Source organism: Marinobacter piscis (assembly GCF_007671655.1).
Taxonomy (GTDB): domain Bacteria; phylum Pseudomonadota; class Gammaproteobacteria; order Pseudomonadales; family Oleiphilaceae; genus Marinobacter; species Marinobacter piscensis.
The window spans coordinates 40,905-67,648 of the sequence record NZ_VCGX01000002.1 but is presented as its reverse complement, the minus strand read 5'-3'; the positions used below and the strand labels follow the sequence as shown (position 1 = coordinate 67,648).

General features: G+C 55.5%; 25 protein-coding genes. 12 read left to right on the top strand and 13 right to left on the bottom strand.

What is annotated here, in order from left to right:
- The first annotated feature begins 123 nt into the window (after nucleotides 1-123).
- On the top strand, nucleotides 124-663 hold the full coding sequence (locus FFI95_RS06010) for an RDD family protein (protein WP_144821540.1): 540 nt from the start codon (nucleotides 124-126) through the stop codon (nucleotides 661-663).
- A 20-nt stretch (nucleotides 664-683) separates the two neighbouring features.
- Here the strand turns inward: FFI95_RS06010 and lptG are convergent, their stop codons facing one another.
- The gene (gene lptG / locus FFI95_RS06005) at nucleotides 684-1,745 is read right to left on the bottom strand and encodes an LPS export ABC transporter permease LptG (protein ID WP_144821539.1); all 1,062 of its coding nucleotides are present in this window, start codon (nucleotides 1,743-1,745) and stop codon (nucleotides 684-686) included.
- Nucleotides 1,738-2,841 carry an LPS export ABC transporter permease LptF gene (gene lptF, locus FFI95_RS06000; protein WP_144821538.1) on the bottom strand — a complete coding sequence of 368 codons (1,104 nt, stop codon included), beginning with the start codon at nucleotides 2,839-2,841 and terminating at the stop codon, nucleotides 1,738-1,740. The genes lptG and lptF overlap by 8 nt, the downstream gene beginning before the upstream one ends.
- A 238-nt stretch (nucleotides 2,842-3,079) precedes the next feature.
- Between lptF and FFI95_RS05995 the strand changes: the two genes are divergently transcribed.
- The 5 genes from FFI95_RS05995 (at nucleotide 3,080) to FFI95_RS05975 (ending at nucleotide 9,721) form a co-directional block, all read left to right on the top strand.
- Nucleotides 3,080-4,573, top strand: coding sequence for a leucyl aminopeptidase (locus tag FFI95_RS05995; RefSeq protein ID WP_144821537.1), 1,494 nt, complete (start codon nucleotides 3,080-3,082; stop codon nucleotides 4,571-4,573).
- Nucleotides 4,560-5,078 carry a DNA polymerase III subunit chi gene (locus FFI95_RS05990; protein WP_144821536.1) on the top strand — a complete coding sequence of 173 codons (519 nt, stop codon included), beginning with the start codon at nucleotides 4,560-4,562 and terminating at the stop codon, nucleotides 5,076-5,078. Before FFI95_RS05995 ends, FFI95_RS05990 begins: the two co-directional genes overlap by 14 nt.
- A gap of 95 nt (nucleotides 5,079-5,173) precedes the next feature.
- Nucleotides 5,174-8,026 (top strand): valine--tRNA ligase, encoded by a 2,853-nt coding sequence (locus FFI95_RS05985; RefSeq protein ID WP_144821535.1) that lies wholly within the window; start codon nucleotides 5,174-5,176, stop codon nucleotides 8,024-8,026.
- 302 nt (nucleotides 8,027-8,328) lie between these two features.
- Complete coding sequence (locus tag FFI95_RS05980; protein ID WP_246069440.1) at nucleotides 8,329-9,132, top strand: ketopantoate reductase family protein; 804 nt, start codon at nucleotides 8,329-8,331, stop codon at nucleotides 9,130-9,132.
- Between the two features lie 31 nt (nucleotides 9,133-9,163).
- A complete protein-coding gene (locus FFI95_RS05975) occupies nucleotides 9,164-9,721 on the top strand; it encodes a cob(I)yrinic acid a,c-diamide adenosyltransferase (protein WP_144821533.1) in 558 nt (185 codons plus the stop codon).
- 19 nt (nucleotides 9,722-9,740) lie between these two features.
- Here the strand turns inward: FFI95_RS05975 and ampE are convergent, their stop codons facing one another.
- From ampE to FFI95_RS05960, 3 genes are all read right to left on the bottom strand, one after another.
- On the bottom strand, nucleotides 9,741-10,628 hold the full coding sequence (gene ampE, locus FFI95_RS05970) for a regulatory signaling modulator protein AmpE (protein WP_144821532.1): 888 nt from the start codon (nucleotides 10,626-10,628) through the stop codon (nucleotides 9,741-9,743).
- Nucleotides 10,629-11,258 (bottom strand): 1,6-anhydro-N-acetylmuramyl-L-alanine amidase AmpD, encoded by a 630-nt coding sequence (gene ampD, locus FFI95_RS05965; protein WP_144821531.1) that lies wholly within the window; start codon nucleotides 11,256-11,258, stop codon nucleotides 10,629-10,631.
- A 73-nt stretch (nucleotides 11,259-11,331) separates the two neighbouring features.
- Nucleotides 11,332-13,488 (bottom strand): DUF1631 domain-containing protein, encoded by a 2,157-nt coding sequence (locus FFI95_RS05960; protein WP_144821530.1) that lies wholly within the window; start codon nucleotides 13,486-13,488, stop codon nucleotides 11,332-11,334.
- Between the two features lie 240 nt (nucleotides 13,489-13,728).
- On the opposite strand from FFI95_RS05960, the gene nadC reads away from it, so the two are divergent.
- A complete protein-coding gene (gene nadC, locus FFI95_RS05955) occupies nucleotides 13,729-14,568 on the top strand; it encodes a carboxylating nicotinate-nucleotide diphosphorylase (RefSeq protein ID WP_144821529.1) in 840 nt (279 codons plus the stop codon).
- Between the two features lie 19 nt (nucleotides 14,569-14,587).
- Here the strand turns inward: nadC and FFI95_RS05950 are convergent, their stop codons facing one another.
- The 4 genes from FFI95_RS05950 to FFI95_RS05935 are packed head-to-tail and all read right to left on the bottom strand — an operon-like array spanning nucleotide 14,588 to nucleotide 17,396.
- The gene (locus tag FFI95_RS05950; RefSeq protein WP_144821528.1) at nucleotides 14,588-14,920 is read right to left on the bottom strand and encodes a YqcC family protein; all 333 of its coding nucleotides are present in this window, start codon (nucleotides 14,918-14,920) and stop codon (nucleotides 14,588-14,590) included.
- Between the two features lie 9 nt (nucleotides 14,921-14,929).
- On the bottom strand, nucleotides 14,930-15,628 hold the full coding sequence (hda, locus tag FFI95_RS05945) for a DnaA regulatory inactivator Hda (protein WP_144821527.1): 699 nt from the start codon (nucleotides 15,626-15,628) through the stop codon (nucleotides 14,930-14,932).
- Nucleotides 15,625-16,185 (bottom strand): CDP-alcohol phosphatidyltransferase family protein, encoded by a 561-nt coding sequence (locus FFI95_RS05940; RefSeq protein ID WP_144821526.1) that lies wholly within the window; start codon nucleotides 16,183-16,185, stop codon nucleotides 15,625-15,627. Before FFI95_RS05940 ends, hda begins: the two co-directional genes overlap by 4 nt.
- Before the next feature lie 20 nt (nucleotides 16,186-16,205).
- Entirely contained in the window at nucleotides 16,206-17,396 is a 1,191-nt protein-coding gene (locus tag FFI95_RS05935) for a DUF2066 domain-containing protein (protein WP_246069438.1), read from the bottom strand.
- Between the two features lie 176 nt (nucleotides 17,397-17,572).
- Here FFI95_RS05935 and purM point away from each other — a divergent pair, with 176 nt between their 5' ends.
- From purM to FFI95_RS05920, 3 genes are all read left to right on the top strand, one after another.
- On the top strand, nucleotides 17,573-18,637 hold the full coding sequence (purM, locus tag FFI95_RS05930) for a phosphoribosylformylglycinamidine cyclo-ligase (protein ID WP_144821525.1): 1,065 nt from the start codon (nucleotides 17,573-17,575) through the stop codon (nucleotides 18,635-18,637).
- On the top strand, nucleotides 18,634-19,296 hold the full coding sequence (purN, locus tag FFI95_RS05925; RefSeq protein WP_144821524.1) for a phosphoribosylglycinamide formyltransferase: 663 nt from the start codon (nucleotides 18,634-18,636) through the stop codon (nucleotides 19,294-19,296). Before purM ends, purN begins: the two co-directional genes overlap by 4 nt.
- 83 nt (nucleotides 19,297-19,379) lie before the next feature.
- Entirely contained in the window at nucleotides 19,380-20,135 is a 756-nt protein-coding gene (locus tag FFI95_RS05920; protein WP_144821523.1) for a DUF3108 domain-containing protein, read from the top strand.
- On the opposite strand, the gene FFI95_RS05915 is transcribed toward FFI95_RS05920, so the two are convergent.
- The 4 genes from FFI95_RS05915 to apbC form a co-directional block, all read right to left on the bottom strand.
- Nucleotides 20,132-21,409: a valine--pyruvate transaminase gene (locus tag FFI95_RS05915; protein ID WP_144821522.1), complete on the bottom strand. Its 1,278-nt coding sequence runs from the start codon at nucleotides 21,407-21,409 to the stop codon at nucleotides 20,132-20,134. The genes FFI95_RS05920 and FFI95_RS05915 overlap by 4 nt on opposite strands.
- Before the next feature lie 28 nt (nucleotides 21,410-21,437).
- Entirely contained in the window at nucleotides 21,438-22,031 is a 594-nt protein-coding gene (locus FFI95_RS05910) for a YjaG family protein (protein WP_144821521.1), read from the bottom strand.
- Complete coding sequence (gene dcd, locus FFI95_RS05905; protein WP_144821520.1) at nucleotides 22,028-22,594, bottom strand: dCTP deaminase; 567 nt, start codon at nucleotides 22,592-22,594, stop codon at nucleotides 22,028-22,030. The genes FFI95_RS05910 and dcd overlap by 4 nt, the downstream gene beginning before the upstream one ends.
- A gap of 249 nt (nucleotides 22,595-22,843) precedes the next feature.
- The gene (apbC, locus tag FFI95_RS05900; RefSeq protein ID WP_144821519.1) at nucleotides 22,844-23,944 is read right to left on the bottom strand and encodes an iron-sulfur cluster carrier protein ApbC; all 1,101 of its coding nucleotides are present in this window, start codon (nucleotides 23,942-23,944) and stop codon (nucleotides 22,844-22,846) included.
- A 139-nt stretch (nucleotides 23,945-24,083) separates the two neighbouring features.
- Between apbC and metG the strand changes: the two genes are divergently transcribed.
- Nucleotides 24,084-26,129, top strand: coding sequence for a methionine--tRNA ligase (gene metG / locus FFI95_RS05895; RefSeq protein ID WP_144821518.1), 2,046 nt, complete (start codon nucleotides 24,084-24,086; stop codon nucleotides 26,127-26,129).
- A gap of 24 nt (nucleotides 26,130-26,153) precedes the next feature.
- Nucleotides 26,154-26,735: an electron transport complex subunit RsxA gene (gene rsxA / locus FFI95_RS05890; RefSeq protein WP_144821517.1), complete on the top strand. Its 582-nt coding sequence runs from the start codon at nucleotides 26,154-26,156 to the stop codon at nucleotides 26,733-26,735.
- Nucleotides 26,736-26,744: the final 9 nt, after the last annotated feature.

The following is a 26,744-nucleotide window of genomic DNA, read 5'->3' as shown; positions in this document are numbered from 1 at the left end:
CAGAAGCCCTGCCGTGAAACGGCCGGACCCGCGATTGAATACGAATACTTACATGCGTGTGCAAATCCGCTACTCTAGCACACGCTGAGTACATGAAAAACGTGAAACACCACAGGAGACCCCATGCCCCGCCGCTTCCATGCCGCTGACGCCCTGCTTCCTCCGGCGACATTCCTCAAACGGTCACTGGCTATTATTTACGATGGCCTGATCAGTATTGCCGTACTTCTGGTTACCACCTGGGTGTATACCATGATAACCGGCTGGATAACCGGCTGGGATCGCCTCGAGCAAAAGGCGGAAGCGGGTCAGCTGTCTGGTGATCCCGGGCTGACCTTTGTCCTGTTTCTGGTGATGTATCTGTTCTTTGCGTACTTCTGGACACGCATAGGACAAACACTGGGCATGCAGGTATGGCGGATTCGGATTGAAAACCTGGATGGCACATCGGTGAGCTGGAGCCAGGCGCTTCGCCGGTATGTAACCGCTGCTGCCGTATTTTTTCTCGCCTTGCTGGCCGACTACTACCTTGGCTCAGTAACCCTGCTCTTGACGGTGCCCGCTATCATAGCACTGTTCTACCCGATCAACGGCTTGTCGGTGACCGACAGACTGTCAGACAGTGTTGTCGTAAGCCTTCCCCGGAAAGCTAAAACGAACTGAGCGGATTTACTGCTGTGCTGTTACGCCGCCCGGCGCATCAGCACAGCCCCCACCAGCGCGTTGACGGCGATGGGCGCGATAACCGCAAGCAACGGGCTAAACCCGTATACCAGGCTCATGGGCCCCAGCAGATCCTGCATGTACTTGAAAAGCAGCCCCACAAGCAGGCCGGTAAAAACCCGGAAGCCCATGGTGACCGAACGCAGCGGGCCAAATATAAACGAGATCGCTACCAGCACCATCACGCCGGTACCCAGTGGCATCAGCGTTTTCTTCCAGAACGCCAGCCAGTATGGAGCGCCGTTGAGCTCTTGCTCCCCAAGATACCTGGCATAGGTAAACAGACCTGACATCGACAGGTTTTCCGGCTTGACGATCAGCACACTCAACACATCCGGGGACAGGCCGGTATCCCAGCGCTGGCTCTGCTGCTCTTCGCGACGTGTGGAATCGCCTTCCAGGTGGGTTGTCGTGGTATTTTTCAATAACCAGTGATCTCCCTGGTAGACAGCCCGCTCAGAAAAACCTGCTTTGGTGAGCTGCCGCTGGTCGTTGAAATAAAACAGTGAAACTCCGTGCAACACCCCGTTTGCCTGTACGGCGTTCAGGTGCATAAACACATTGCCTTCGCGATGCCACACGCCATGAGCAGCAGCCACGTTTTGCCCTGCCCCCAGCGCAACAGCCTTATAGCTCTGGGCGGCTCTTTCAGCCGGAGGCGCAAGGTATTCCCCCACAAGAACCCCTGTCAGCACAATGACCAGCGCCGGCTTCATGGCCGACCACACAATACGCTTGATCGAAACCCCGGCCGCACGGATAACGGTAAGCTCTGAGGAGCTGGCCATCGCTCCCAGCCCCACCAGACACCCCATGAAGGCGCCAAGCGGTAAATAATCGTATACACGCCGCGGCAGTGTCAGGGCTATGTACCAGAGCGCATCCAGTATCTGATAGTTATTACGGGTGTCATCCAGCTCTGCAACAAACGCAAACACCAGGTCCAGAGACAGTACAACCACCATGACCAGAAGCATGGCACCGCCGACATTGCGCACCACATAGTGATCAATTTTACGCATTCGCGGCCCCTTCTTTCTGCGCCTTCCTTTTATTGAGCCAGGGCGGACCAAAGTGCAGCCACAGCCCCAGAGCCAGGAAAATAGCATGCACCCAGAGCATACCCAGCCACTCCGGAACCTTACCTTCTGCCATGGCATCACGGGCCGCTATGAGTAACCCGAGATAGGCAACATAAACCAGCATGGCCGGCAAGAGATGGAAAAACCGCCCTTGCCGGGGGTTTACCCGGCTCAGCCGGACCGCCAGCAGAGCCACGATGGGAACAATCAGTGGTAACGAAAAGCGCCAATGCAGTAACGCCCTGTCCCGGGGATTGTCTGAGCGCATAAGCTGGGCAGTGGTCACCCCTTCATCCAGGTCAAACTCACCATTACTGCCACTGCGTATCTTCAGCCCATAGGCCTCAAAACCGGTAATCTGGTAATCCAGCTGTCCGGGCACGCCATCGAAGCGCGCTCCGTCTTCCAGGATAAGGAAACGGCTGCCTGTCTCCTCATCAATCAACTGGGATCCCGAGTCGGCCGTAATGACACTCACACCGTTTCCACCTGGTCCATACTCAGCAATAAATACGCCTTCAAGCCGGCGTTTGTCGTCACTGAGGGCTTCGGTATAGGTAACACGCCCCCCGGAGGAGAGCTCCTGAAAACGCCCGGGCGCCAGCAGATCAAATTCTGTTGCCTGTGCCTGTTCCGCAAAAATCTTTTCAACTTTCTGCATTCCCCAGGGGGATACCACCAGACTCATACTTCCCACCACCAGCATAACCAGCAGACTGCCCACCAGGGTTTTCGCCAGTAGTTGACGATCGCTGACGCCACAGGCGTACAACACCGTCATTTCGCTCTCCAGGTACATCCGGCCATAGGCGAGCAAAATGCCGATAAACAATCCTAACGGAAGAATGAGTTCCAGGAACCCCGGAAACCGGTAGGCCATAATTTCAAACAGCACGCCGGGTGCGTATTTGCCTTCTGCGGCACTGGCCAGGTACTTGATAAAACGCCCGCTCATGAACACCAGCAAGAGAATGCCTGAAACGGCAATCATGCTGACCATAACCTGACGTATAAGGTAGCGGAAAATAATGCTCAAAACGGTTTCTCTGTCCGTGTAAGCGGAACTTGGAGGAAATAGGTAAACTGCGCGTATTCTATGTAACCTTGGGGGCGAATGACAGTGCGCAGACGTTAAGACCAGGACAGATTATACAATGCAAGCCGCCGCTCCTGCTTGATAATCGTGCTCCAGGCCCCAATATCTGAATAAACTGCATTACATCAAGCCCGCCGCGAACAAAAGCGGCTTTCAGTAACAGACAACAGGAGTTTTCATGAACTTCAGCCTCAACAGTCAACCTCTAGCCGACATCAGCGCCGATTGTCTCGTTCTTGCACTGCCAGAAGAAGGCGACTGGCCCGCTGCGACCACAGAAGCCGATGGCGCGCTGGGCGGGCTGATCAGCAAACTCCGGGACGCCGGTGATCTCAGCGGAAAAAATGAAGAGACCCGCGTTGTTCCTCTGAATGACCAACCCTGGAGCCGGCTGCTGGTGATTGGCACCGGCAAGGACGCAGACCGGGATGCAGCCAGCTTCAGAAAAGCGCTGACTGCCATGACCGCCAACCTTAAAAGCGGACCCTCCAAAAGTGCGCTGATTGCAGTCACTGACACAACTGTGTCCGGTGACGAAAGCGTGAGCTCAGAAACGGCAAAACTCAACCTGATTGGCCGCACGTTGGAAGAGCAGCTTTACACATTCAGTGCCTACAAAAGCGAACAGCCTGAAGAACGCAAACTTGGTGAAGTTCAGGTTGCAGCCTCCAACACAGAGACTGCTCTTGAAGATGCATTTAACCTGGGGCTTGCCACCGGTCGTGGTATGAACTACACCCGTGACCTGGGTAATACACCACCCAACGTTTGCCACCCTGTCTGGCTCGCAGAACAGGCGACCAGACTGGCCGCCGACCACGAAAGCATCAAGACTGAAATTCTGGACGAAAAACAGATGCAGGCCCTGGGCATGAATTCCCTGCTGGCTGTTGGTAAAGGCAGTGCGCAACCGCCACGGCTGATTGTGATGGAGTACCGCGGTGGCAACCCGGACGACAAACCCCAGGTGCTGGTTGGCAAAGGTATCACTTTCGACACAGGTGGCATCAGCCTCAAACCCGGCGCGGGCATGGATGAAATGAAGTACGACATGGGCGGGGCCGCAGCGGTTTTTGGCACCATGCAGGTGTTGGCAGAAACCCGGCCTGAGATCAATGTCGTTGCAGTGATTGCCGCAGCGGAAAACATGCCGGATGGCAGCGCGACACGCCCCGGCGACATTGTTACCACCATGTCCGGCCAGACTGTGGAAATTCTCAACACAGACGCCGAAGGCCGCCTGGTACTGTGCGACGCCCTCACTTATGCAAAGAAATTTGATCCGGAAGCCGTGATTGACCTGGCCACCCTGACCGGTGCCTGTCTCATTGCCCTTGGCCACGAAACAACAGGCCTGATGGCGAACAATGACGAACTGGCGAATGCGCTGCTGGCAGCAGGTGAGCGCGCCAGCGACAAGGCCTGGCGCCTGCCTCTCTGGGATGAGTACCAGAGCCTGCTCGACAGCAACTTTGCCGATATGGCGAACATCGGCGGTCGCACCGCCGGCACGATTACGGCCGGGTGCTTCCTGTCACGTTTCACCAAGGACTACCGCTGGGCACACCTGGACATTGCAGGTACCGCCTGGCATACCGGTAAAGCAAAAGGCTCTTCCGGTCGCCCGGTTCCTCTGTTGGTTAATTACCTGATGTCCCATGCCGGAAAATAATCCGGCTCCGGCCACTGGCAGCCCTGCTGCCGGTGGCACCGGACAGAACAGCCTGCAAGAGGATAAAAACCAGCGCTACTGGTTTCATATCCTCCTGCAGAACACTCCGTCCGCCCGTCATCTGCATGCCAGCAGGCTTGCCAACAAGGCCTGGCAGCAAGGCGACCGGGCCTGCATTGTCTGCGATACTGCGCAGCAGGCGGAGGAAGTGGATGAGCTACTCTGGAACCTGACTCCAGATGCATTCATCCCCCACAGCATTGTGACTGCGCCGGACACTCCCTGCACCGATCCTGTGGGTGTTTTGCTATGCCCACCGGCCATGGAGGACTGGGACACGGTTATCATTCTCTCAGAGAACCTCCCGGAGCATGCGAACAGGTTTCGACGCCTTGCCCTGATTGCTCACAATGACCCTGCCGCCCTTAACCAGGCCCGCTCCCATTACCGACAACTGAGAGCTCTGGGCATAGAAGCCAGGGTATACGATCAGCGAAAACGCTAATCCAGTACGTGGGTTCGCCGCAATCCCACTGACCATGTATAATCGGGCGTTTTAAATTCCCCTTCAGAATCAATCAAACGGTCGCCAGCAACCCCATGGAAAAAACCTACCAGCCAGAAAATATCGAGCGCCAGTGGTACGAAAACTGGGAATCCAAAGGTTACTTCCGCCCCAGCGGTGAAGGCCAGTCCTACAGTATTGCGATACCACCACCCAATGTGACCGGCAGCCTGCATATGGGCCATGCCTTTCAGCACACAATCATGGATATACTCACCCGCTATAAACGCATGCAGGGCCGTAATACCCTGTGGCAGGTCGGAAGTGACCACGCGGGCATTGCTACCCAGATGGTGGTTGAGCGCAAGCTCGCAGCTGAAGAAGACAAGTCACGCCATGACCTGGGGCGCGAAGAATTCATCAAGCGCATCTGGGAATGGAAAGAAGAATCCGGCGGTACTATTACAGGTCAGATGCGTCGGCTAGGCAACTCGGTAGACTGGCACAACGAACGCTTCACCATGGACGATGGCTTCTACAAGGCTGTTCAGGAAGTTTTCGTGCGCCTGTACGAAGACGGTCTGGTCTACCGTGGCAAGCGTCTGGTGAACTGGGATCCGAAACTGCACACCGCCATTTCCGACCTGGAAGTGGAAAACAAGGAAGAGAAAGGGTTTTTCTGGCACCTGCGCTACCCGCTGGCTGACGGCGAAACCACGCAGGATGGCAAAGACTATCTCGTGGTAGCCACCACCCGCCCGGAAACCATGCTGGGTGACACCGCCGTTGCCGTGCATCCGGATGACGAACGTTACCAGCATCTGATTGGTAAGTATGTGATGCTGCCATTGGTGAACCGACGTATCCCGGTGATTGCTGATAACCATGCCGACCCGGAGAAAGGGTCGGGCTGCGTGAAGATTACTCCGGCTCACGACTTTAATGACTACGCCGTAGGCAAGCGCAACAATCTGCCGATGATGAATATCCTGACCCAGGACGCCAATATCCGCGAGCAGGCCGAAGTGTTCAACAGCGACGGCACCGAAAACACCGAACTCGACGCCAGCCTGCCCGCCGCGTACGCCGGCCTCACCCGCGAAGAGGCTCGCAAACAGATTGTTGCTGACATGGAAACCGCAGGCCTGGTTCAGCAAGTAGAGGACCACGTACTGAGCGTACCTCGTGGCGACCGCTCCGGCCTGATCATTGAGCCTATGCTGACGGACCAGTGGTTTGCTGATGCAAAAACACTGGCTAAACCGGCGATCAAAGCGGTAGAAGACGGCCGTATCCAGTTTGTGCCCAAGCAATACGAGAACATGTACTTCTCCTGGATGCGGGACATTCAGGACTGGTGTATTTCCCGTCAGCTCTGGTGGGGCCACCGCATTCCCGCCTGGTACGATGCGGAAGGTAATATTTACGTAGGCCGCAACGAAGAGGAAGTGCGCGAGAAGCACAACCTCGCCGCCGAGGTAAAACTGGAGCAGGATGCAGACGTTCTCGACACCTGGTTCAGCTCCGCCCTGTGGACATTCGGCACTCTGGGCTGGCCGGAAATCACTGAGCGCCTGAAAACCTTCCACCCGACCGATGTGCTGGTGACCGGTTTTGACATCATTTTCTTCTGGGTGGCCCGGATGATCATGATGACCATGCACTTCATGAAGAATGAAGACGGCACGCCCCAGGTTCCGTTCAAGACGGTGTACGTCACCGGCCTGATCCGCGATGAGCATGGCGATAAAATGTCCAAGTCCAAGGGCAACGTCATTGACCCGCTGGATATGATTGACGGTATCGATCTTGCCCCTTTACTGGAGAAGCGCACCGGCAACCTGATGCAGCCCAAACTGGCTCAGAAAATTGCCAGGCGCACCGAGAAAGAATTCCCGGAAGGTATCTCTGCCCATGGCACAGATGCTCTGCGCTTCACCCTGGCGGCCATGGCTACCACAGGCCGTGATATCAACTGGGACATGAAGCGCCTGGAAGGTTACCGTAATTTCTGCAACAAGCTCTGGAACGCTGCCCGTTATGTGCTGATGAACACCCAGGGCGAAGATTGTGGTGTTCACGATGAGCCGGTGGAACTTTCACTGGCCGACCGCTGGATTATCAGCGCCTTGCAACAATGCGAGGAAGATGTCACGCGTCATCTGGAGCAGTACCGCTTTGACCTGGCTTCCCACGCCTTGTATGAGTTTGTCTGGGATGAATATTGCGACTGGTACCTGGAACTGTCCAAACCGTCCCTGAGTGACGACAACGCAAGCGCTGAAGCCAAGCGCGGCACCCGTCGCACCCTGGTTCGTGTACTGGAAACCGTTCTGCGTCTGGCGCACCCGTTCATGCCGTTTATTACCGAAGAAATCTGGCAGCGTGTTGCGCCGCTGGCCGGCGAAACCGGTGATAGCATTATGCTGCAGCCATTCCCGCAGCTGGACCCGGCCAAGCACGACCCGAAGGCGACGGAAGACATTGAGTGGCTCAAGGGTGTTATTGTTGCCGTGCGGAACATCCGCGGTGAAATGAACATTTCCCCGGCCAAGAAAATTCCGGTGCTTTTCCGTGGCAACAGTGCTGAAGGCCAGCGCCGGATGAATGAGAACCGTCAGTTTCTGATGTCTCTGGCCAAGCTGGAAAGCCTGGAATGGTTCGAAGGGGATAATGCTCCCATGAGCGCAACCCAGCTGGTGGGCGATATGGAAGTGCTGGTCCCCATGGCCGGGCTCATCGATAAGGCGGCGGAACTGAGCCGGCTCGATAAGGAGCTGGAGCGTCTGCACAAGGAAATCGGGCGCTTTGAGGGCAAGCTGGGCAATGAAAAATTTACCGCCAAAGCACCGGCAGAAGTGGTCGCCAAAGAGCGCGAGAAACTTAAGGAAGCTCAGAGCAATCTGGCCCGTCTTAAGCAGCAGCGCGCAGATATTGAGGCCATGTAGTTATGGTGTCTGCGGGTAACCAGTCCGGGAGTGGCGAGTTAATCGCCATTCTTGGGGCGGGTTCGTTGGGGCGGCTTTGGGCCGCCCTTTTGCCTTCCGGGCATTGTGGTTTCTTGCCTCGGCGTGAGAACGTTTCCCGACTTGGGAGAAGCGTCAGCCGTCAGGATGTCCCTCCCGAAACACGCTGTGAATACGTCCTTGTACGCTCTGTTCCGCCCTTTGGCGCTAATGCTCCTGCGTCGCGCCAAAGGTCCAGGGCAAGCCGTCCATGGCTTGCCCGTGAAGTGCTTCGCACTCCACCCATGGCTCCACAAGGTTTCGGGAGGGGGCTCCTGACGGCTTCGCCGGTCTCTGGTGATGCCCGCACTCACGTAACCCTGCCTTGGCTTCAATCAGCTGAGAATGTAGCGCTTCTGCTCGTAACAACGAAAGCCGGAGACACGCTCGCGGCTTTGGAAGCCTGGTTACCTCATATTCCGAACAGCACGCCTGTTGTTTTGTTTCAGAACGGTCTGGGCAGTCAGCAGGTAGTTGCAAAACGTTGGGCTGGACGACCTGTTCTGGCAGCCAGCACTACCGAAGGCGCTAACCGTCCCTCCCCGGATGTATTGGTTCATGCCGGGGCCGGCGATACCTGGGTAGGTGCACTCACCGCTTCTGCTGCTGACCATACAGCAAGTGTCGTGAAGCAGCTGGCGGAGACCGGGTTGCGGGTTCATTCTGTAGACAACATTTTGGAGCGGCTTTGGCAGAAGCTGGTGGTGAACGCGGGGATCAATCCGTTTACGGCTCTTCTCGACTGCCCTAACGGTGACATTCTGGCCTCAGCTCTTTACCAGCAGAATATCGATGGGCTGTGCTCGGAGATATCTGCCTTGTTGGAAGCTGAAACCTCAGAGGCTGTCGCGTCAGAGGCTCTTCGGGAGCGAATTGAAGCCGTCGCAAGGAACACCGCCAGCAATACGTCTTCCATGCGTGCAGATGTAATGACTGGGCGTAAAACCGAGATCGGTTTCATCAATGGCTATCTTGTTCAATGCGGGAAGCGCCATGGTATTGCCACGCCGGTAAACCAAATGCTGACCGAACGAGTACAAGGTCTGTAACGTTTTAGTTTCAACAATCAGGAGCACTCTCATGGGCAATCGCCTTTCAAAGATCTATACCCGCACCGGTGATGATGGCACGACCGGTCTGGCCGATGGCAATCGAATTGCCAAAAATGCTCAGCGTGTTGAGGCAATGGGCACAGCAGATGAGCTGAACTGTCATATTGGCTTACTGATTGAGACCCTCGACAGCAACGATGAGATGCTGGACACCTTGCGTCGCATTCAGCACCACCTGTTTGATCTGGGCGGTGAGTTTGCAATTCCAGGCAGTAAAGCGATCAGCGAAAAACACATAAGCTGGCTGGAGAACCTGCTTGACGGTATGAACGAGTCCTTGCCGCCCCTGAAGAACTTCATCCTGCCCGGTGGCAGCCCTGCTGCAGCCCAGTGCCACCTTGCCCGTGCCGTTTGCCGGCGCGCCGAGCGCATTGTGGTTGCGCTCAGCCATGAGGACTCCATTAACCCGCTGGCTCGCCAGTACCTGAACCGCTTGTCTGACCTTTTATTTGTTGCATCCCGTGTCTTCGCCCGCAGGGAAGATGCGGAAGAGATTTTGTGGGAACAGGACAAATCGGGGTTATAACCCCGATTTAAACAGCCCTTCAGACAATGCCGGCAATAACCAGTAGCGCCAACCCGCAGATCCAGACCAGCATACTCCGACTCAGAAGGTCCCTTACGGCACGCAGGCTGCGCCCGCCAAAGCGGGTCCACTCATCCGGGTGAACCGCTGAAAACTTTCCCGGATCAAGTGCATAGCCCGATAACGCTGCATTCGCAGACTCGATCAGAATGTCTTCGGTTGTTTTTCCCGGACTCATAATCGTCGGTCTGACTTCTCTGAGCCACCCGGACAAATCACCGGCAATTCCGAAGGTTATGGAGAGCACTCTGACAGGTATCCAGCTTACCCATTCAGCGAGGGTCGCGTACTTCGCTCTTACATCCAGGTTGGGCCATTGCTCTGTAAGAGCAACCAGGCCGCGGACAAAAACGGCCAGGCCGACACCGCCAACCACATACCCGAACGCCACAAGAAAGTAACGCCTGAACACTGTCAGCAACATCGCTTTGGACAAAGCCAGGTGCATTAACTCTGGCGTTGAGGCAGTGTCACGCTCCCTGGCCGGTAAGCATTCCCTTATATGATGCCAGGCCGCCTGCATATCTCCCCTTTGCCAGGCTTGCGCATAAGATTCCAGCGAATGCCGCCAGCCGGGAACCCCCATTAACAAAACAAGAACAAACGTCTCCAGAACATACGCAATAACCTGCCACTGAAAAGTTTTCAGAGTATAGATGGCCAGAGCCGACAACAAAGCCGGTACGAGAACCAGTAATACTCCCGTCAGGGCAGGCAGTTCCCCGCCGGATTTCATTTTGCTGAACACCTGAAACCAACGTTGCCACAAGTCGTCACTGAACACCGCATTACGATTATCAAGGCGCCGCCGGACCACGCAGGCAATCAAGAACACCACCAGAGCCACTTAAACCTCCTCTTTCCCGGAAGCCTGCACCTTCTGAATGCACGCTCGAAAGTGCGTCCAGTCAAAGGCCGGCCCGGGATCTGTTTTGCGACCGGGAGCAATATCGCAATGGCCAGTAATGCGATCACAGGTGATCTCCGGCCACGCCGACGTAATCACGGTTGCGACTTCGGCCAGCGCATAATACTGTTCCGGCGTATAAGGAATGTCATCGGCGCCCTCAAGCTCAATGCCAATCGAAAAGTCATTGCACTCTTCTCTGCCATCAAAACATGACCGCCCTGCATGCCAGGCCCTGTCCAGTAAACTGACAAACTGAACCAGGCTCCCATCCCTACGGATAAGTGCATGGGCCGAAACCTGTAAGTCGGCGATGGTAGCAAAATAAGGGTGTTCGTCCGGGTTCAGGCGGTTGCTGAAAAAGTCTTCAATGTAGGGCCCACCAAACTGCCGCGGTGGCAAACTGATGCTGTGGATCACCAGAAGGTTTATGAGTACGCCCTGGGGGCGCGGCCCATAATTGGGTGATGGCACCCAGCGGGCAGTGGTTAAACGCCCGGTTTCCTGAAGGGCAGCAATGTCTTCGCGGTGGATAACTGATCTGGTGTTTTTGCAGGTTAAATAAGACAAGATACACCCATGGTAATCAAAGCATTACAGTGTGACGCCGATTGAAGCACAAAGCTGGCTCTGTTACCACGAATCAGTCTTTACGGGTACTGCGGAGATGATCGATAATCGATTCCAGTGCCCTGTCAAAAATAAGCCCATCGTCCAATAGCGTAATATTGCCTTCCGCCATTGCTGAAGCAAGCCCGGCGCGACAATACTCGGCAACTTTGGCACCGTTGCGATTAACAAATATGTACTTTTCAGTCACTCTGATAATGGCAGCCAGTTTGCAGCGGAGCCAGACATCGTTACGACGTACCTCAACCCACGCACCCACTCGAAGACTGTCTGCCTGCTCCTGCCAGCGGGCATCAATCTGCACCTCCGGCCTGTCAGCTAAAGGCTCGTCAGCCTCAGGCTCTTCTGCAACGGGGGCCTCTGTTAAAACCTTCGGATCTGGTCGGTACGCCGGCGATGTTGCCAGCTGTGTAAACGCCTCGGTCTGTGCTTTTTCCAGATCCTGTACGGCTTTGTCGGCAGCAAACGGATCCCAGGAAATCTCCTGAAGGGCCGCACGAAAATCATCCACAATCGCGGGAGCAGCACGGAGCAAGTCGCCCCGGGTAGAGCCCTCCACCGACTGCGGATCGACACTCCATATGAGATGGCCGGTCAGTTCTTTTGCGCCTGCCCAGCGCTCACTGTCTTCACCTTCGCGTAACAGTACCCACTGCAGGTATTTTATCCAGACCTCATGCAACACAGCTAAAACGGAGTCCGGGACAGCCTTGCCGGCAGATAACGTCTGAATAACAGACTCAGCCATTGTGCTTGCCCGTTCCTGACGTGCCCGGCCTTCCTCGGCATCACGTACCCGCTGCTCTATCAGTTCGCGGCGACGGCGATCCTGGTCGGTAAAACGGCGGAAGTCCGCAAGCAGCTCGTCAAAAAGCGACACGTTATCAGTAAAGTCATTCAAAACCCGGCCTACAACTGTCTGAATTTTCTCGTGCAGCGGGTCTCTCTGGCCGGGACGCTTCTCACTCCAGCCAATCGCTGACAGCGCCAGCTCATTCAGTAATTTGCGCGCAGGATGACCACCCCGGGCAAAGAAATCCCGGTCACGCAGGGCAACCTTCAGGACTGGTATCTGCAGGCGCCCGATGAGCGCTTTCATTACCGGATGCAGGTGCCGGTCCTCGAGGATAAAATCAAACAACATCGACACCAGGTGGATAACATCGTTATCTATCTGACCTACTCGCGCCTCCCCCTGACTGACCGCAGCAAGAGCACGCGGAAGCTGTTGATCAAGCGAGGCTGATTCACTCGCTTTATTCTGGCCAAATGAGGCCTGAATTTCACTGAGCAAAGCGGTCAACTGTTCCGTATCCAGATTACTCTCACCTGTTCCAGGCGGTTCAGCCACCTGCCGGTGACCTTCCCTGTGTTGCAGAAGTGCACTAAGCTCGGCAAAGGTTGCATAGGCAACGCCCCCCTGGTCTGGTAGAACCGGAGCGGAGGTTGTCTTGGCCGGTCGCGCCTGTGTTTTTGCTGTCGGGGTCAGACCTGCATCCGGCAACACACCTGCATCAACCAGTGTGTCATTTGCCTCCTGATAGAAATCTCCGAGAGTGTTTCCCAGCAGACGGTCAAACAGTTTCAAGACCACCAGCTTTGCCCGAATGTCCATATCCAGATTATTACAGGCCTTCTCAAGGCCGCCACAGATTATCTCCGGGCTCAGTGGCACCTGACTATCGGCCAGCTCAACCCCGGGGACCAAATGGTTTACCCGCAATGACAAACGCTGAAGAGGGTCTTTATAGCGGTTGCGCAGTTTTGCAATCAGAGAGTCAATGGCAACCTGCTGCTCCAGGTCTGCATGCGCAATGAGCGACAGGGAGTTCTGATCGACATTGTCCAGTGAGCCTTCGGATTGCCGCGGACGGAACTTGCCAACCTCATTAAAAGCCTGACTTACATATTGCATTACAGAAGCAGCGATGGTTTTACGCTGTAGTCGGAGCTCGCGCATCGCGTCAAAATAAAGCGTCTGGTCCTTATTGGTTCCCGCACGATCGGCCAACTCAAAAAGTGCGTCATCAGCACGCTCAAAAAGACGTCCCAGCAACTTTTTCAGGGCACGTCCGGATGTATCCCGCAAGCGCACAAAGGCCGGCGGCAAATCAAATCGTGAAACCGCCCCCTGACCGGTAATGCTGACCACCGTATTGTTTTTTTTCATGGAATCACTCCGGGTCAAAGCACGCTCCGTATCTGTTTTTGCTGTCGACACTCCTCTGCACTACACAGCATACGGGCTACATGCGTCACCTTGTGTCAGAAATTGTCAGCGTTTGTGTCTGCCTGACTCAGGTCACGGCATCCTTTTGTCAGAGTTTGGCGAAACAGGCCCCGGCCTATAGAATTGCCACCCTGAAACACTTTACAACTTATCAGCCCCTGACCAAGCGGATACATGCCCATGACTTTTACCGAACGCCTACGCCAGTCACGCATCGAAATGGTCGCAGCAAGCCTGCGCGAGGATATCGGTGATGGCGATATAACCGCCCGGCTCATACCGGCTGGCAAACACGCCACCGGACACGTCATTACCCGGGAACATGCGAGGATTGCAGGACGCGAATGGGTGGAGGAAGTGTTCCGTCAGGTTGATGACTCTGTGTCGCTGGAATGGCTGGTTCCGGATGGGGAGTCTGCTCAGCCTGACCAGGTATTGTTCCGGATGGAGGGAACTGCCAGAAGCCTGCTGACGGCTGAAAGAACCGCTCTGAACTGGCTACAGACACTGTCCGGCGTGGCAACAACCTGTGCTGGCTATGCGGCCCGGGTGGCTCACACTGGCGTTCGACTGCTGGATACCCGAAAAACCCTGCCGGGATTACGGCTTGCACAAAAATATGCAGTCACCTGCGGCGACTGCGACAATCACCGGGCCGGCCTGTGGGATGCCTTCCTGATAAAGGAGAACCACATCTCGGCATGCGGTTCAATTGCGGAAGCGGTTACTGAAGCCCACAGAATTGCACCAGGCAAGCCGGTAGAAGTAGAGACTGAAAATCTGGAGGAGCTGGAACAGGCACTGAGCGCCGGAGCTGACATCATCATGCTTGATGAGTTCTCCATGACGGACCTGTACGCAGCGGTCAGGCTGAATGGCGGACGGGCCAGACTGGAAGCCTCGGGCGGCATCAACACGGATACGCTGGTTCCTATTGCCGAAACCGGTGTTGATTATATTTCCATTGGCGCCCTGACCAAGGATGTGAAAGCTGTGGACCTTTCTATGCGCCTGGACTGAACCAGTGTGCCAGTCGTGATCAGTTGTCTGACAGCAACTGATCAACGGCCTCAAGTTCCTGAATCAGGTTCTGCCCCGACTCGGACCGGCCGCGAAAATGCTCTTCAGCCATGGGCGCAATCCCGGCAACCTTTGGCAAAGGCTGCGCACTTTCTATAATGAACTTCATCCGTTCCAGAAACACAAACTGAACCCACTGGGTAAACTCCAGCGTATCAATACAAAACGGTTGTGTGCTTTGGAAGGCTTCTGCAGGTGGCTGCTCATGCTCCCATAACCGCAGCCTGCGAAGCTCTATCTCGATACCCAGCAACCGGTCTGCCACCTGCTTTTTTGTGCCAGTGTCTGTCATAAGCCTGCCTCACCAGTGCATAACTGTTTTCACGAAGGGAATGGTAAGGCGCCGCTGCGCCTGTAGCGAGTTCTCATCAAGCGTATCCAGAATCCCCAGTAACTCGCCCAGTCGCCTGGGGGCCCGACGCATAATAAAACCTGCAACATCATCAGTCATCGTGAGCCCGCGCTGTTCGGCGCGGGCCATAAGAATTTTCAGCCGGTCATCATCACGGTAAATACCAAGCTGCACTGTAAAACCATGGTGCAACCGGGAGATAAGGTCAGGCAGTGCAAATGGCAAATCTCCGGGTACTTCCGAGAGACTGACAATCAGCATATGACCGCCATCATGCAAGCGATTATAAAGATGAAAAACGGCCTCTTCCCAGTCTGCCTTTCCTGCTACCCGGTCCAGATCATCCAGTGCCACTATATCCATTGCATCCAGTCCGGCCAGAGCCTCTGGCCCAAAGGGCTCCAGCTCCGCAATGCTGATACATACAGCTGTTTTTCCCTCAGCCTCCGCCCGGTTGCAGGCAGCCTGCAACAGGTGGCTTTTGCCGGTATCGGAATCACCACACACAACCACAACAGGCAAGCCGGCGGGCTCGTCCAGCACAGACGAAAGGCGCAATGCAGCTTCCTGGTTGCGAGCGCCATGGAAGTTATCGAAACGTGCATCGTCCCGGAGCCTGACCCCGAGCACCAGCTGAGAAGTACTCATGACTGCCTGGACCTCCATGCCCTTGAACCCCAAATGGCAACATAGTGACAGCCGCTGTAAATCGTGGAGGTGGCCACCAGCCACAGACCGGCTTCAAGCCATATTGGTTGCACTGGAGCACCTGCTAAAACAACCATGACACCCAGAATAAACAGCATCTGAAGCACTGTGTTCAGCTTACCGGGAAGACTGGGCGCCATTTCAAAGCGACCGATGCGGTAATGGTAAACCAATGCACCTCCGACTATCAGTACGTCCCGGCCCAGAACCAATAGGCACAGCCAGACAGGCAGCACGGCGGTATAGGTTAGCAACAGATAGGCGACAACCATCAGGGCCTTGTCTGCCAGGGGATCTGCCACCGCCCCGAAACGCGACCGCCAGTTAAAGTGCCGTGCCAGAAACCCGTCCAGCCCATCCGTTAGTGCAGCGATGACAAAAATCGCCAACGCAAACCAGTATTCCTGTACCAGCAGAGCTTTGGCAAACGGCGCTATCAACACAATACGCACAAGCGTCAGAGCATTGGGAATCCAGCGCCAGGCATTAGATGTCACAAGGCTGCCTCCGATAGCGGCTACTCTCCTGCGTTATTACCGATAACCGGTTCGGGCCGCCAGTGATAATAGAGAACCTGATAGAGGGACTCAAAAGCCTGCTCAGACGAAGCAGCTGCCTCTTCTTCCTCACCGGTTGTCGATGATTTCTGGCTGGGCTCTTCCGCAGGAACAAAGCGGGCATCCAGTGCCATATACTCTTTTAGCTGATCCAGCTCGCCCGAGAAAGCAACCCTGAGCGTTAACTGGTCGCCGGTCACACTGGATGCTCCAGCCGTAACAACCGGGGTAAACTCTTCAAGCGCCTGGGTGGCGTTACCATAGTCCGCCACCGAGCCGACTCCACGCAGAACAATGTCTACCTGCGGCAGCTCACCGACCTCTCCTGCGGCGACTGCGTACCGGTCGGCATACATCTCTGCCCAACGGTTAATCACAGCGTCTGCCACCCCTTCTCGTGTGCCTGCGCTGACTGAACTCTCACTGCCGCTGAACGCGTCCCCCTCAAATATCCAGCCTGCACGCCACTGCCCCCCGGAACGGCTTACCCGGACCAGAGCGAGAGCATCACGCTCGATGCCGTCCGATGCATTTCGCACGCTGCCGGCGAACTGTCCCCAGATGTCGGATAACAGTTCCCGGTTGCCAGCCACATCCGAAGGCGGGAGGGCAACAGGAAGCCCGCGTTCACGGGCAGCCCGTGAAAAAGCCTCTGACCAGGCAGCTGCCTGCCCCTGACTGTCTTCCGTCACAAGCCGACGCACGCCATTCTCTTCAACCGCTATCCAGGCCAGGGTCAGGGGGCGGTTAGCCCCCCACACGGGCGCATCAACCGATGCCAGCGCCTGGTTTACGCCGACAGCACCAAAGGCCATACTCATTCGGTTATCGCCGTTGCTTCCACGAAGTACCTGGTAAGACAGCAGCAGCGACTCTGCATCTGCTAACAGCGCCTGTACGCCGTCCAGATCAAGCACATCACGGGTGCCGGAAACACGTACAAACACCCTGGCCAGCCCCTCTGAATAACCCTGAGCCAACGCAGACGAGTTGGTGCCAGACACAGGCACTTCAACAGAATACAGGTCTGATACGGTGACCGCAGTGGCCGGCGCAGGCAAAACAGCCAGCACCAGCATAAGGGTGCAACAGACGGCAAGCCAGAAGGCCTGCAATGGCTTGGATACCGGGTTTATGTCTGATACTGGCATAATAGTCCCTGCTGTTTGCATGAATGGCGCCTAGGATACACCATGCCCAGAAGCGTGAGTAGCCGACGATTGTTTCCAATCAGCAATCATGACCAGAGCAGAAATGCACTTGGAGCCCATCACTGCACCTGCTAAAATCCGCCGCCTGACCCACTGGCCTACGGTTTTATAACACCATGAGCGAACAGAAGCCCTCCCTGACCTACCGCGACGCCGGCGTTGACATTGACGCAGGCAATGAACTTGTCAGCCGCATCAAGGAGACCGCCGCACGTACCCGGCGCCCTGAAGTTCTGGGAGGGCTTGGCGGGTTTGGTGCCATGGTTGCAATCCCGGCCGGCTATGAAGAACCGGTTCTGGTCTCTGGTACAGACGGTGTAGGCACCAAACTCAGGCTGGCGATGCAGCTTGATAAGCACGACAGCATCGGCATTGATCTGGTTGCCATGTGTGTTAACGACCTTATCGTCGGAGGTGCCGAACCTTTATTCTTTCTCGACTATTACGCCACTGGCAAGCTCAATGTTGACATAGCGGCCAACGTGGTTGCGGGTATCGGGCAAGGTTGCGAGCAGGCCGGCTGTTCACTGGTTGGCGGTGAGACAGCAGAAATGCCCGGCATGTATGAAGGCGACGACTACGACCTCGCCGGTTTTTGCGTAGGCATCGCTGAACGCAGCCGGATCATCGATGGCAGCAACGCGCAGGCAGGGGACGTGATCCTGGCTCTGGAGTCTTCTGGCCCTCACTCCAATGGCTACTCGCTGATCCGGAAAATCCTCGAAGTCAGTAACGCCGACCTGAATCAGGCGTGCGGCGACACGACACTGGCAGATGCCCTGATGGCACCCACCCGCATCTACGTAAAAAACCTGCTGCAACTGATGCGTGAGGTTGACGTGAGTGCCCTGTCCCACATTACCGGCGGCGGTCTCCCGGAGAATATCCCCAGAGTCCTGCCCCAGGGGCTGATAGCGACCATTGACACCCAAAGCTGGGAGCTACCGCCGGTGTTCCAGTGGCTCCAGGAAGCAGGTGGCGTAGCCAGCGAAGAAATGTACCGCACATTCAACTGCGGTATTGGCATGGTTGTGTGTGTTCCGGAAAACCAGAAAGACCTGGCCCTGGACACACTCAGGGCTTTGGGTGAGAAAGCCTGGCAAGTCGGGGAGATTGAGCGCGCCGAGGATGCAGACGCAGACGCTGTAGTGCGTTATGCGCCGGGGTATCTGGCTCAATGATGGCCGATCAGCCTACCCTGCCCCGGATTCTGGTCCTGGCTTCAGGCAGCGGCACCAATTTTCAGGCCATTGTAGATGCCAGCCGTGAGCGTGACTTCCCGGGCCAGGTTGTCGCGGTGGGCTGCAACCAGCCCCAGGCATTTGTCCTTGAACGGGCGGCTCAGGCCAACGTGGAAACCTTTGTGGTCAATCACAAGGACTTTGGCTCCCGGGAGGAGTTTGACGCAGCCCTCATGGCGCATATTCTTCGTTATAATCCGGATCTGATTATACTTGCCGGCTTTATGCGTATTCTGACCACGGACTTTGTGCGGGCATTTCGCGGTAAGCTTCTGAACATTCACCCGTCGCTGCTGCCTCGATACACTGGCCTGAACACCCATCAGAGAGCCCTGGATGCAGGCGATTCTACCCATGGCACCTCTGTGCACTTTGTAACGGAAGAGCTGGACGGGGGACCTGTTATAGCCCAGGCCGAAGTCTCTGTCGCGCCGGATGATAGTCGCGACACTCTTGCAGAGAAAGTGCAACAGAAAGAACACCTGTTATACCCGATTGTTGTACGCTGGTTCTGTGAAGGCAGAATCCAGCTGGGGCGCGAACAGGTGTTGTTTGATGGTCATACTCTTGACTCGCCCATGCGCCTCCCGGATAGCTGAGGCCCGCCTTAACAGACGGTCACCCCATTACACACGCTGACCCGCTATGCTTTCACAACTCATGAAGGATGGAGGTCAAACAGATGTTTTTCAAAAGTTACACCAAACGAGAGCTGTGCCACCCTTTACGACTGGCTCTGCTGCCTGCGCTGGCTTTTCTCATAGCCTTTTCCAGTGCTGCGCAGGCGGAGGATACGCGCCCTGGCCTTTTCCCGTTCGAGGTAAGTTATGGCGCCTCCATGGAAAAGGGGTTAACACTTAATGGCAGCGCCAAGCGCAGCCTGACGTCTCAGGGCAACAATATCTGGCTATACCGCACCGATGTAAACTCATTCATCGCGGATCTGGATGAATCACTGATTCTTAAGTGGGAAAACGGCCAGGTTATCCCTCTCCGCTATCGCTATCGTCTCTCAGGCTTTCTGATAAAGGACCGGAAACAGTCCATCGATTTCGACTGGAAAGCAGGGGTCGCCACCGGTGAGTACCGGGGCAAACCCTTTCAGACAGAGCTACAGGAAGGCCTTCTGGACCCGCTCGGCTTCCAGATTCAGCTGCATCAGGATATCCGTAACGGCAAACGGGAAATGGAATACCAGGTTCTGGATCGCGGGAGCATCGACGATGAACGCTTTGCGGTGGTCAGCGACGCCAGCCGGAGCTCTGGCAAGGATAATACACCCTACCTGAAAGCCGAAAAGGTTCGCGAGAACTCGAAAAGAGAAACCCTGATGTGGTTTGACCCGGACAATCAGTACGTGCTGGTGCGTTTGTTGCAGATTGAGCCAGACGGCAGCCGCTACCAGCTCACACTGAAAGACATAGACCTGGGAGGCTAAGCCCCCCGCTCGGCCTCTGCCCAGACAGTCTTGACCTCATCTGCAATAATGCGCAGCCCACGGGCTACTTGCTCGTCATCCTGAGAGTAGGTCACACGCAGGCACTCGTGGCGATGCTGCCAGTCATCATCAAGCAGACCCGGGAAGAAGTAATGTCCGGAGACGACCAGCACGCCACGGGCTTTCAGGCGCTGATAGAGCTCAAGGCTGGTAATAGGCAGATCCGGGAACCACAACCACAGAAACATGGCTCCTTCCGGCTTATGCACATACCACCGGCAATTACTTTCTCCCATAGCATCGTGAAAGGCTGCTACAGCACGTTGCATCTTGCGCTTATAAAACGGGCAGACCACGTTACGGCTCAGGGACAGAATCTCTCCCGAGCGCACCAGCGGTTCTGCAAGCATGGCGCCGAAACTGCCGGTTGCCAGGTTCATGATGGCATTAATCCCCGACAGAGCTTTAATCACCGGTTCTGCAGCAATCACAATACCCGTGCGCGCAGCTGGCAGTCCCAGCTTTGACAGGCTCAGGCACAGGATAATCTGGTCATTCCAGGTAGGTGTGGCGTCTGTGAACAGCAGGCTGGGGAAAGGTGTTCCATAGGCACCGTCAACAATCAGAGGCACGTTCTGCCCGCGAGCCATCTGCTCCAGCCGCGCCAGCTCCTCATCGGTCACTACGTTGCCGGTGGGGTTGGTGGGGCGGGACACACAAATAGCACCCGTCTCACCGGTGACCTCAACGGCGTCAAAATCCACCCGGTACTTGAACTCGTGCGCGTCGGTGAATGAGATATCCGGCCGTACAGCACGAAAAAGGCCGGGTTCAATACCCGCATCGGCATAGCCAATGTACTCAGGGGCAAGCGGCAGCAATATGTGCTTATGCTGGCCGTTACCGTAGTCGCCACCAAACATGTTGAACAGCATGAAGAAAGCGGCCTGGCTACCATTGGTCAGTGCAATATTTTCCGGCTTCAGCCCCCAGTCGTACTCCTGGTTGAGCAGCTCCACAAGCGAGGCAATAAACTGTTTTTCGCCCTGGGGCGGATCGTAAATCCCCACCAGTCGACGCATGTCGGTTTCGCTCTGACTCATTCCGGACAGTATTTCCTGGATTCGGGCCTCAATCTCCGGAATGTGCCCCGGATTTCCACCCCCCATCATGATCATGTCATCGCCGGAGGCCATGGCATTACCCAGGTCATCCATGAGTGATGTTATACCGGCATCTGCGGTAAACTTACGACCAAAAGCGGAGAGTTTCATCGGGTTGTATCCATCCTGATCTGAATGTTTAGAGCGAGACACCGAGGTTGCTGACGCCTTCGTTAGCGGCATCCTCCCGGATTTCGGAAACAAATTGCTCGACAGGTGTCCGTTGCCGTTTGAGTGCCAGCACAAGGTCTCGCTGGAAAGCTTTGTCTTCTTTCATCAGCGGGTGCGAATCCAGTAAACGCACCAGCTCACCTTCATCAAGATCCTCACCTTCCGACAGCTCAATAAAGGTCATAACGGTGCCGGTTGCCAGCTGGGATGCCTCGGTTGCACGATGCTTCGAGGGGTTCAGGCGATTGAGTAAAGCCTGCTCCAGAAGCTGACAGAAATCAAAGGCCGGGTAAACGCCGTAGGCGTCGTAGGCTTCAACGTCCGGGGACAGGGATTCCAGCCGGGTCAGCAGTTTCGGAATAGTGGTTTCCGCTGCACTTTCCTGGAGCATGCCCCAGGCCTGATCCAGAAGCTGTCGCATTTTAGCCCCGGTTTTCAGGCCGACCGCGTCGGCAAACAGAGCATAGTTGGGAAATGAACGCTCGGCCAATGCCAGCAGGAAGGCACATTCGCGCCATCCCTGCAGCTGGGCTACGGCTTTGAGAAACTGGTTGGCGTTCATGTCCGGGGGAGTGTTACGCCGGTCTGGCCGAAGTATTTTCCGCCCCGGTCTTTGTAGCTGGTTTCACACATTTCGTCAGACTCGAAAAAGAGCATCTGAGCCACACCTTCGTTGGCGTAGATTTTTGCCGGAAGGTTGGTTGTGTTGGAAAACTCGAGGGTTACGTGGCCTTCCCACTCGGGTTCCAGTGGTGTCACGTTTACAATGATGCCGCAGCGTGCATAGGTAGACTTGCCCAGGCAGATGGTGAGTACGCTGCGGGGGATGCGAAAGTACTCTACAGTGCGTGCCAGTGCAAAGGAGTTGGGCGGTATGATGCATACGTCGCCGGTATAGTCCACAAAGCTGTTTTCGTCGAAATGCTTGGGGTCGACCGTGGCGGAATGTACGTTGGTGAAGATTTTGAATTCGTTGCTGCAACGTACGTCGTAGCCGTAGCTGGAGGTGCCGTAGGAGATGACCCGGCCGCTTTCGTTTTCACGAACCTGCCCGCTCTCGAACGGTTCGATCATGCCGTGCTGTTCTGACATCCGGCGAATCCATTTATCGGCTTTGATGCTCATGGGTGAGGTCTCGTATCCACTGGGAAAGAAAAATTGGGGCGTAGTTTACCTGTTTGGTCAAGGTCTGTCGAAGCTCTTGGTTGTTGGTTATGTGGTGGCTGCAGCCGCAGGCAAGGCGGTTCAAAAACCGCTACAAGCACATCCCTGTGCGCTTGTCTCCGGCCATCCCTGGCCTCCGACATTTTTGAACCGCCTTGCCTACGCCTGCGATCAGGCCTGATCAGTCTACTGCCCTAGCTATACTACACATCAGTGCGACTTTACGGACATGCTTGAAATGGCACCACTGAGGTTTCGCTCCCGGGTTGAAAGCTGTGCGCCGACTCTGCGTGCGATATCACAGTAGCGGCGGGCGACTTCGGAATCAGGCTCGGCGATTACAGTGGGTTCGCCGCCGTCGGTTTGTTCGCGGATTGTCATGTGCAGTGGCAGTTGACCCAGCAAGGTTGTGTCGTATTCATCGGAGATGCGCTCGCCGCCGCCTTCGCCAAACAGGTGCTCTTCGTGGCCGCAGTTGCTGCAGATGTGCACGCTCATGTTTTCGACAACCCCAAGCACCGGGATATCAACTTTGCGGAACATTTCTATACCCCGCTTGCCGTCCAGCAAGGCGATATCCTGAGGGGTCGTGACGATTACGGCACCGGTAACCGGAACTTTCTGGGCCAGGGTGAGCTGGATATCTCCGGTGCCTGGTGGCATGTCAACGATCATATAGTCGAGCTCGTCCCACAGGGTTTGCTGCAGTAACTGCATGACGGCGCCGCTGACCATAGGGCCACGCCAGACCATGGGTGTTTTGTCTGTGGTTACGTAGGCCATGGACATGGTCTGAAGGCCGTGTGCTTCCATGGGTACAAAGTATTTTTCTTCCCGGACTCCCGGGCGTTTGCCGTCGGGTACACCCAGCATCATGCCGATGCTGGGGCCGTATATGTCGGCATCAAGCATTCCGACACGGGCACCTTCCGCCTGTAAAGCCAGAGCCAGGTTAATGGCGGTGGTGGATTTGCCCACCCCGCCTTTGCCGGAAGCCACGGCAATGATGTTTTTAACCCCGGGCACAGATGGCAGGTCTTTCTGAACTTTGTAGGAATGTATTTTCTGGCCAACGTGGACGTCTGCCGATACAACACCGGCAACATTTTCCAGTGCGTTGGTTACCAGTTGTTTAAGCGCTCCGGCGATGCCTTTTGAAGGGTATGGCAACTCGACCATCAGCGTGACTTTGCCTGCCCCATCAGCCTCCAGTGATTTTACTGCCCTCAGCTCGTAAAGGTCTTTTTCCAGGTACGGGTCTCGGTATTCACGCACTGCTGCCTGCAGGGCTTGTTCAGAAATCTGTGTCATCTGGCTCTCCGGGATAAGCTTATGCTGGTTATCAGCATGAAAACAGGTGTTTCGGATGAAAATTATCTGTTCAAACGGTATCATCTGGGCCCGTTTCTGACCATACAACCCTTATCCCTTAGAAAGGTTCGGACACACCATGACGCAAGCGAGTTCAAAGCAACAGCGCGATATTCTGGTTACCAGCGCCCTGCCCTACGCCAACGGCCCCATCCATCTGGGCCACATGCTGGAATACATTCAGACAGACATCTGGGTGCGTTACCAGAACATGCGAGGGCAAAATTGCTACTACGTTTGCGCTGACGATGCCCACGGTACAGCCATCATGCTGCGTGCCGAGCGGGAGGGCATTACGCCTGAGCAACTGATTGACAGAATTCGCGAAGAGCATCAGCAGGACTTTCGTGACTTCCAGATTCGTTTCGACAATTACTACACCACGCATTCGGAAGAGAACCGGGAGTTTTCGGAATATATCTACCGCCAGTTGCAGAATAATGGCCATATAGCCACCCGCAAGATTACGCAGTCTTTTGATCCTGAAAAGAACATGTTTCTTGCGGACCGCTTTATCAAAGGCACCTGCCCAAGCTGTAAAGCCGAAGACCAGTATGGGGATAACTGCGAAGCCTGCGGTGCGACCTACACGCCCGCCGAGCTGATTAATCCGCAGTCCGCCGTGTCCGGTGCTACGCCAATAGAAAAAGAGTCCGAACATTACTTCTTCCGGCTGCCGGAGTTCAGCGATTTCCTGACCCGCTGGACCCGCAGCGGCACGTTGCAGCCGCAAGTGGCCAACAAGCTGGCTGAGTGGCTGGATGCGGGGCTTCAGGAGTGGGACATCAGCCGTGATGCGCCTTACTTTGGCTTTGAAATCCCGGACGCGCCGGGTAAGTTTTTCTATGTCTGGCTGGACGCCCCGATTGGCTATCTCGCAAGCTTCAAAAACCTGTGTAACCGCGAGGGCATTGATTTCGAGCACTTCTGGAAGGCGGACTCAACGGCTGAGGTTTATCACTTTATCGGCAAGGACATTATCAATTTCCATGCCCTGTTCTGGCCGGCCATTCTTCACGATGCGGGCTTCCGTACACCAACCGCTGTCTGGGCTCACGGCTTTGTAACCGTCAATGGCAAGAAGATGTCCAAGTCACGGGGCACCTTTATCATGGCCCGGACCTATCTGGAGCACCTGCATCCGGAGTATCTGCGTTATTACTTCGCAGCCAAGCTCACCAGTACCGTAGATGACATGGATCTGAACCTGGAAGATTTTGCCACGCGGGTAAACTCCGACCTGGTGGGTAAGGTGGTCAATATTGCCAGCCGAAGCGCTGGTTTTATCACCAAACGTTTTGACGGCAAGCTGGGCAACATCACCGAGCACGCCAAGCTCAAGCAGTTCATTGATGCCGGTGAGGAACTGGAAACCCTCTATGAAGGCCGGGAGTTTGGCCAGGCGATGCGCCGCATCATGGCACTTGCGGACATTGCCAATCAGTACGTCAATGACGAACAGCCCTGGGTGCTTGCAAAGCAGGAAGGCCAGGATGAGCAACTGCAGGCCATCTGCACCAATGCCCTGAATATGTTCCACCTGCTGATCACGTATCTGGCTCCGGTACTTCCGGAAACAGCGAAAGCCTCGGAACACTTCCTGAACGCCGCGCTTGACTGGAACAATCGCAGCGAGCGTCTGGAAAACCACAGTATCAATAAGTTCAAGCCCCTGATGAAGCGGGTCGAGATGAAGCAGATTGAGAAAATGCTGGAGGCTTCAAAAGAGCAACTCCCGGCGGGTAAGGGCACCCCCGAACAGGCGGATAATTCCGGAGCGGCGCCAGAGCCGATTGCCGATGAAATCGAGTTTGATGATTTTGCCAAAGTGGACCTGCGAGTCGTAAAAATCGTTAAAGCCGAGCATGTGGAGGGTGCGGACAAGTTGCTTCGCCTGACCCTTGACTTGGGACAAGGCGAACGCAACGTGTTTGCTGGTATCAAGTCTGCTTATAACCCTGAAGATCTTGAGGGCCGTCTTACAGTCATGGTCGCCAACCTTAAACCCCGGAAAATGAAGTTTGGCGTATCTGAGGGCATGGTTCTGGCAGCGGGCCCGGGTGGCAAGGATATTTTTATTCTTTCACCGGATTCCGGCGCAACGCCTGGTATGCGGGTTATGTAATCGAAGCTTGAGCAGAGTACCCCGATGACAGAATATTTACTGATTTTGGTCAGCACCATTCTGGTGAACAACTTTGTGCTGGTGCAGTTTCTTGGCCTGTGCCCCTTCATGGGGGTTTCAGGCAAACTGGAAACGGCCATGGGCATGTCCCTGGCAACGACGTTTGTACTGACCCTGTCTTCGGTGTGCAGTTACCTGGCCTATACTTACCTGCTCGCACCGCTGGACCTGGTATTTCTGAAAACCATCACGTTTATACTGGTGATAGCCGTGGTTGTGCAGTTCACGGAAATGGTGGTGCGCAAGACCAGCCCCTTGCTTTACCGTGTGCTGGGTATTTTTCTGCCACTGATCACAACCAACTGCGCCGTGCTGGGCGTAGCTCTTCTTAACCTGAATAAAAACAACAACTTCGTTGAATCGGTACTTTACGGTTTTGGCGCTGCCTCCGGTTTTTCCCTGGTGCTTGTGTTATTTGCCGCTATGCGTGAGCGTATTGCTGTGGCTGATGTCCCGGTCTCTTTCCAGGGCGCAGCCATTGGCATGGTTACCGCAGGGCTGATGTCGCTGGCGTTTCTGGGATTTACCGGTCTGGTCAGCGTTTAACGAGGACGC

Bases quoted from the DNA above. Each gene is read 5' to 3' on its own strand.
- FFI95_RS06010 (WP_144821540.1), top strand. From the start codon at position 124: ATGCCCCGCCGCTTCCATGCCGCTGACGCCCTGCTTCCTCCGGCGACA.
- lptG (WP_144821539.1), bottom strand. From the start codon at position 1,745: ATGCGTAAAATTGATCACTATGTGGTGCGCAATGTCGGCGGTGCCATG.
- FFI95_RS05995 (WP_144821537.1), top strand. From the start codon at position 3,080: ATGAACTTCAGCCTCAACAGTCAACCTCTAGCCGACATCAGCGCCGAT.
- FFI95_RS05990 (WP_144821536.1), top strand. From the start codon at position 4,560: ATGCCGGAAAATAATCCGGCTCCGGCCACTGGCAGCCCTGCTGCCGGT.
- FFI95_RS05985 (WP_144821535.1), top strand. From the start codon at position 5,174: ATGGAAAAAACCTACCAGCCAGAAAATATCGAGCGCCAGTGGTACGAA.
- FFI95_RS05980 (WP_246069440.1), top strand. From the start codon at position 8,329: ATGGCTCCACAAGGTTTCGGGAGGGGGCTCCTGACGGCTTCGCCGGTC.
- FFI95_RS05975 (WP_144821533.1), top strand. From the start codon at position 9,164: ATGGGCAATCGCCTTTCAAAGATCTATACCCGCACCGGTGATGATGGC.
- FFI95_RS05960 (WP_144821530.1), bottom strand. From the start codon at position 13,488: ATGAAAAAAAACAATACGGTGGTCAGCATTACCGGTCAGGGGGCGGTT.
- nadC (WP_144821529.1), top strand. From the start codon at position 13,729: ATGACTTTTACCGAACGCCTACGCCAGTCACGCATCGAAATGGTCGCA.
- FFI95_RS05950 (WP_144821528.1), bottom strand. From the start codon at position 14,920: ATGACAGACACTGGCACAAAAAAGCAGGTGGCAGACCGGTTGCTGGGT.
- hda (WP_144821527.1), bottom strand. From the start codon at position 15,628: ATGAGTACTTCTCAGCTGGTGCTCGGGGTCAGGCTCCGGGACGATGCA.
- FFI95_RS05935 (WP_246069438.1), bottom strand. From the start codon at position 17,396: ATGCCAGTATCAGACATAAACCCGGTATCCAAGCCATTGCAGGCCTTC.
- purM (WP_144821525.1), top strand. From the start codon at position 17,573: ATGAGCGAACAGAAGCCCTCCCTGACCTACCGCGACGCCGGCGTTGAC.
- purN (WP_144821524.1), top strand. From the start codon at position 18,634: ATGATGGCCGATCAGCCTACCCTGCCCCGGATTCTGGTCCTGGCTTCA.
- FFI95_RS05920 (WP_144821523.1), top strand. From the start codon at position 19,380: ATGTTTTTCAAAAGTTACACCAAACGAGAGCTGTGCCACCCTTTACGA.
- FFI95_RS05915 (WP_144821522.1), bottom strand. From the start codon at position 21,409: ATGAAACTCTCCGCTTTTGGTCGTAAGTTTACCGCAGATGCCGGTATA.
- FFI95_RS05910 (WP_144821521.1), bottom strand. From the start codon at position 22,031: ATGAACGCCAACCAGTTTCTCAAAGCCGTAGCCCAGCTGCAGGGATGG.
- dcd (WP_144821520.1), bottom strand. From the start codon at position 22,594: ATGAGCATCAAAGCCGATAAATGGATTCGCCGGATGTCAGAACAGCAC.
- apbC (WP_144821519.1), bottom strand. From the start codon at position 23,944: ATGACACAGATTTCTGAACAAGCCCTGCAGGCAGCAGTGCGTGAATAC.
- metG (WP_144821518.1), top strand. From the start codon at position 24,084: ATGACGCAAGCGAGTTCAAAGCAACAGCGCGATATTCTGGTTACCAGC.
- rsxA (WP_144821517.1), top strand. From the start codon at position 26,154: ATGACAGAATATTTACTGATTTTGGTCAGCACCATTCTGGTGAACAAC.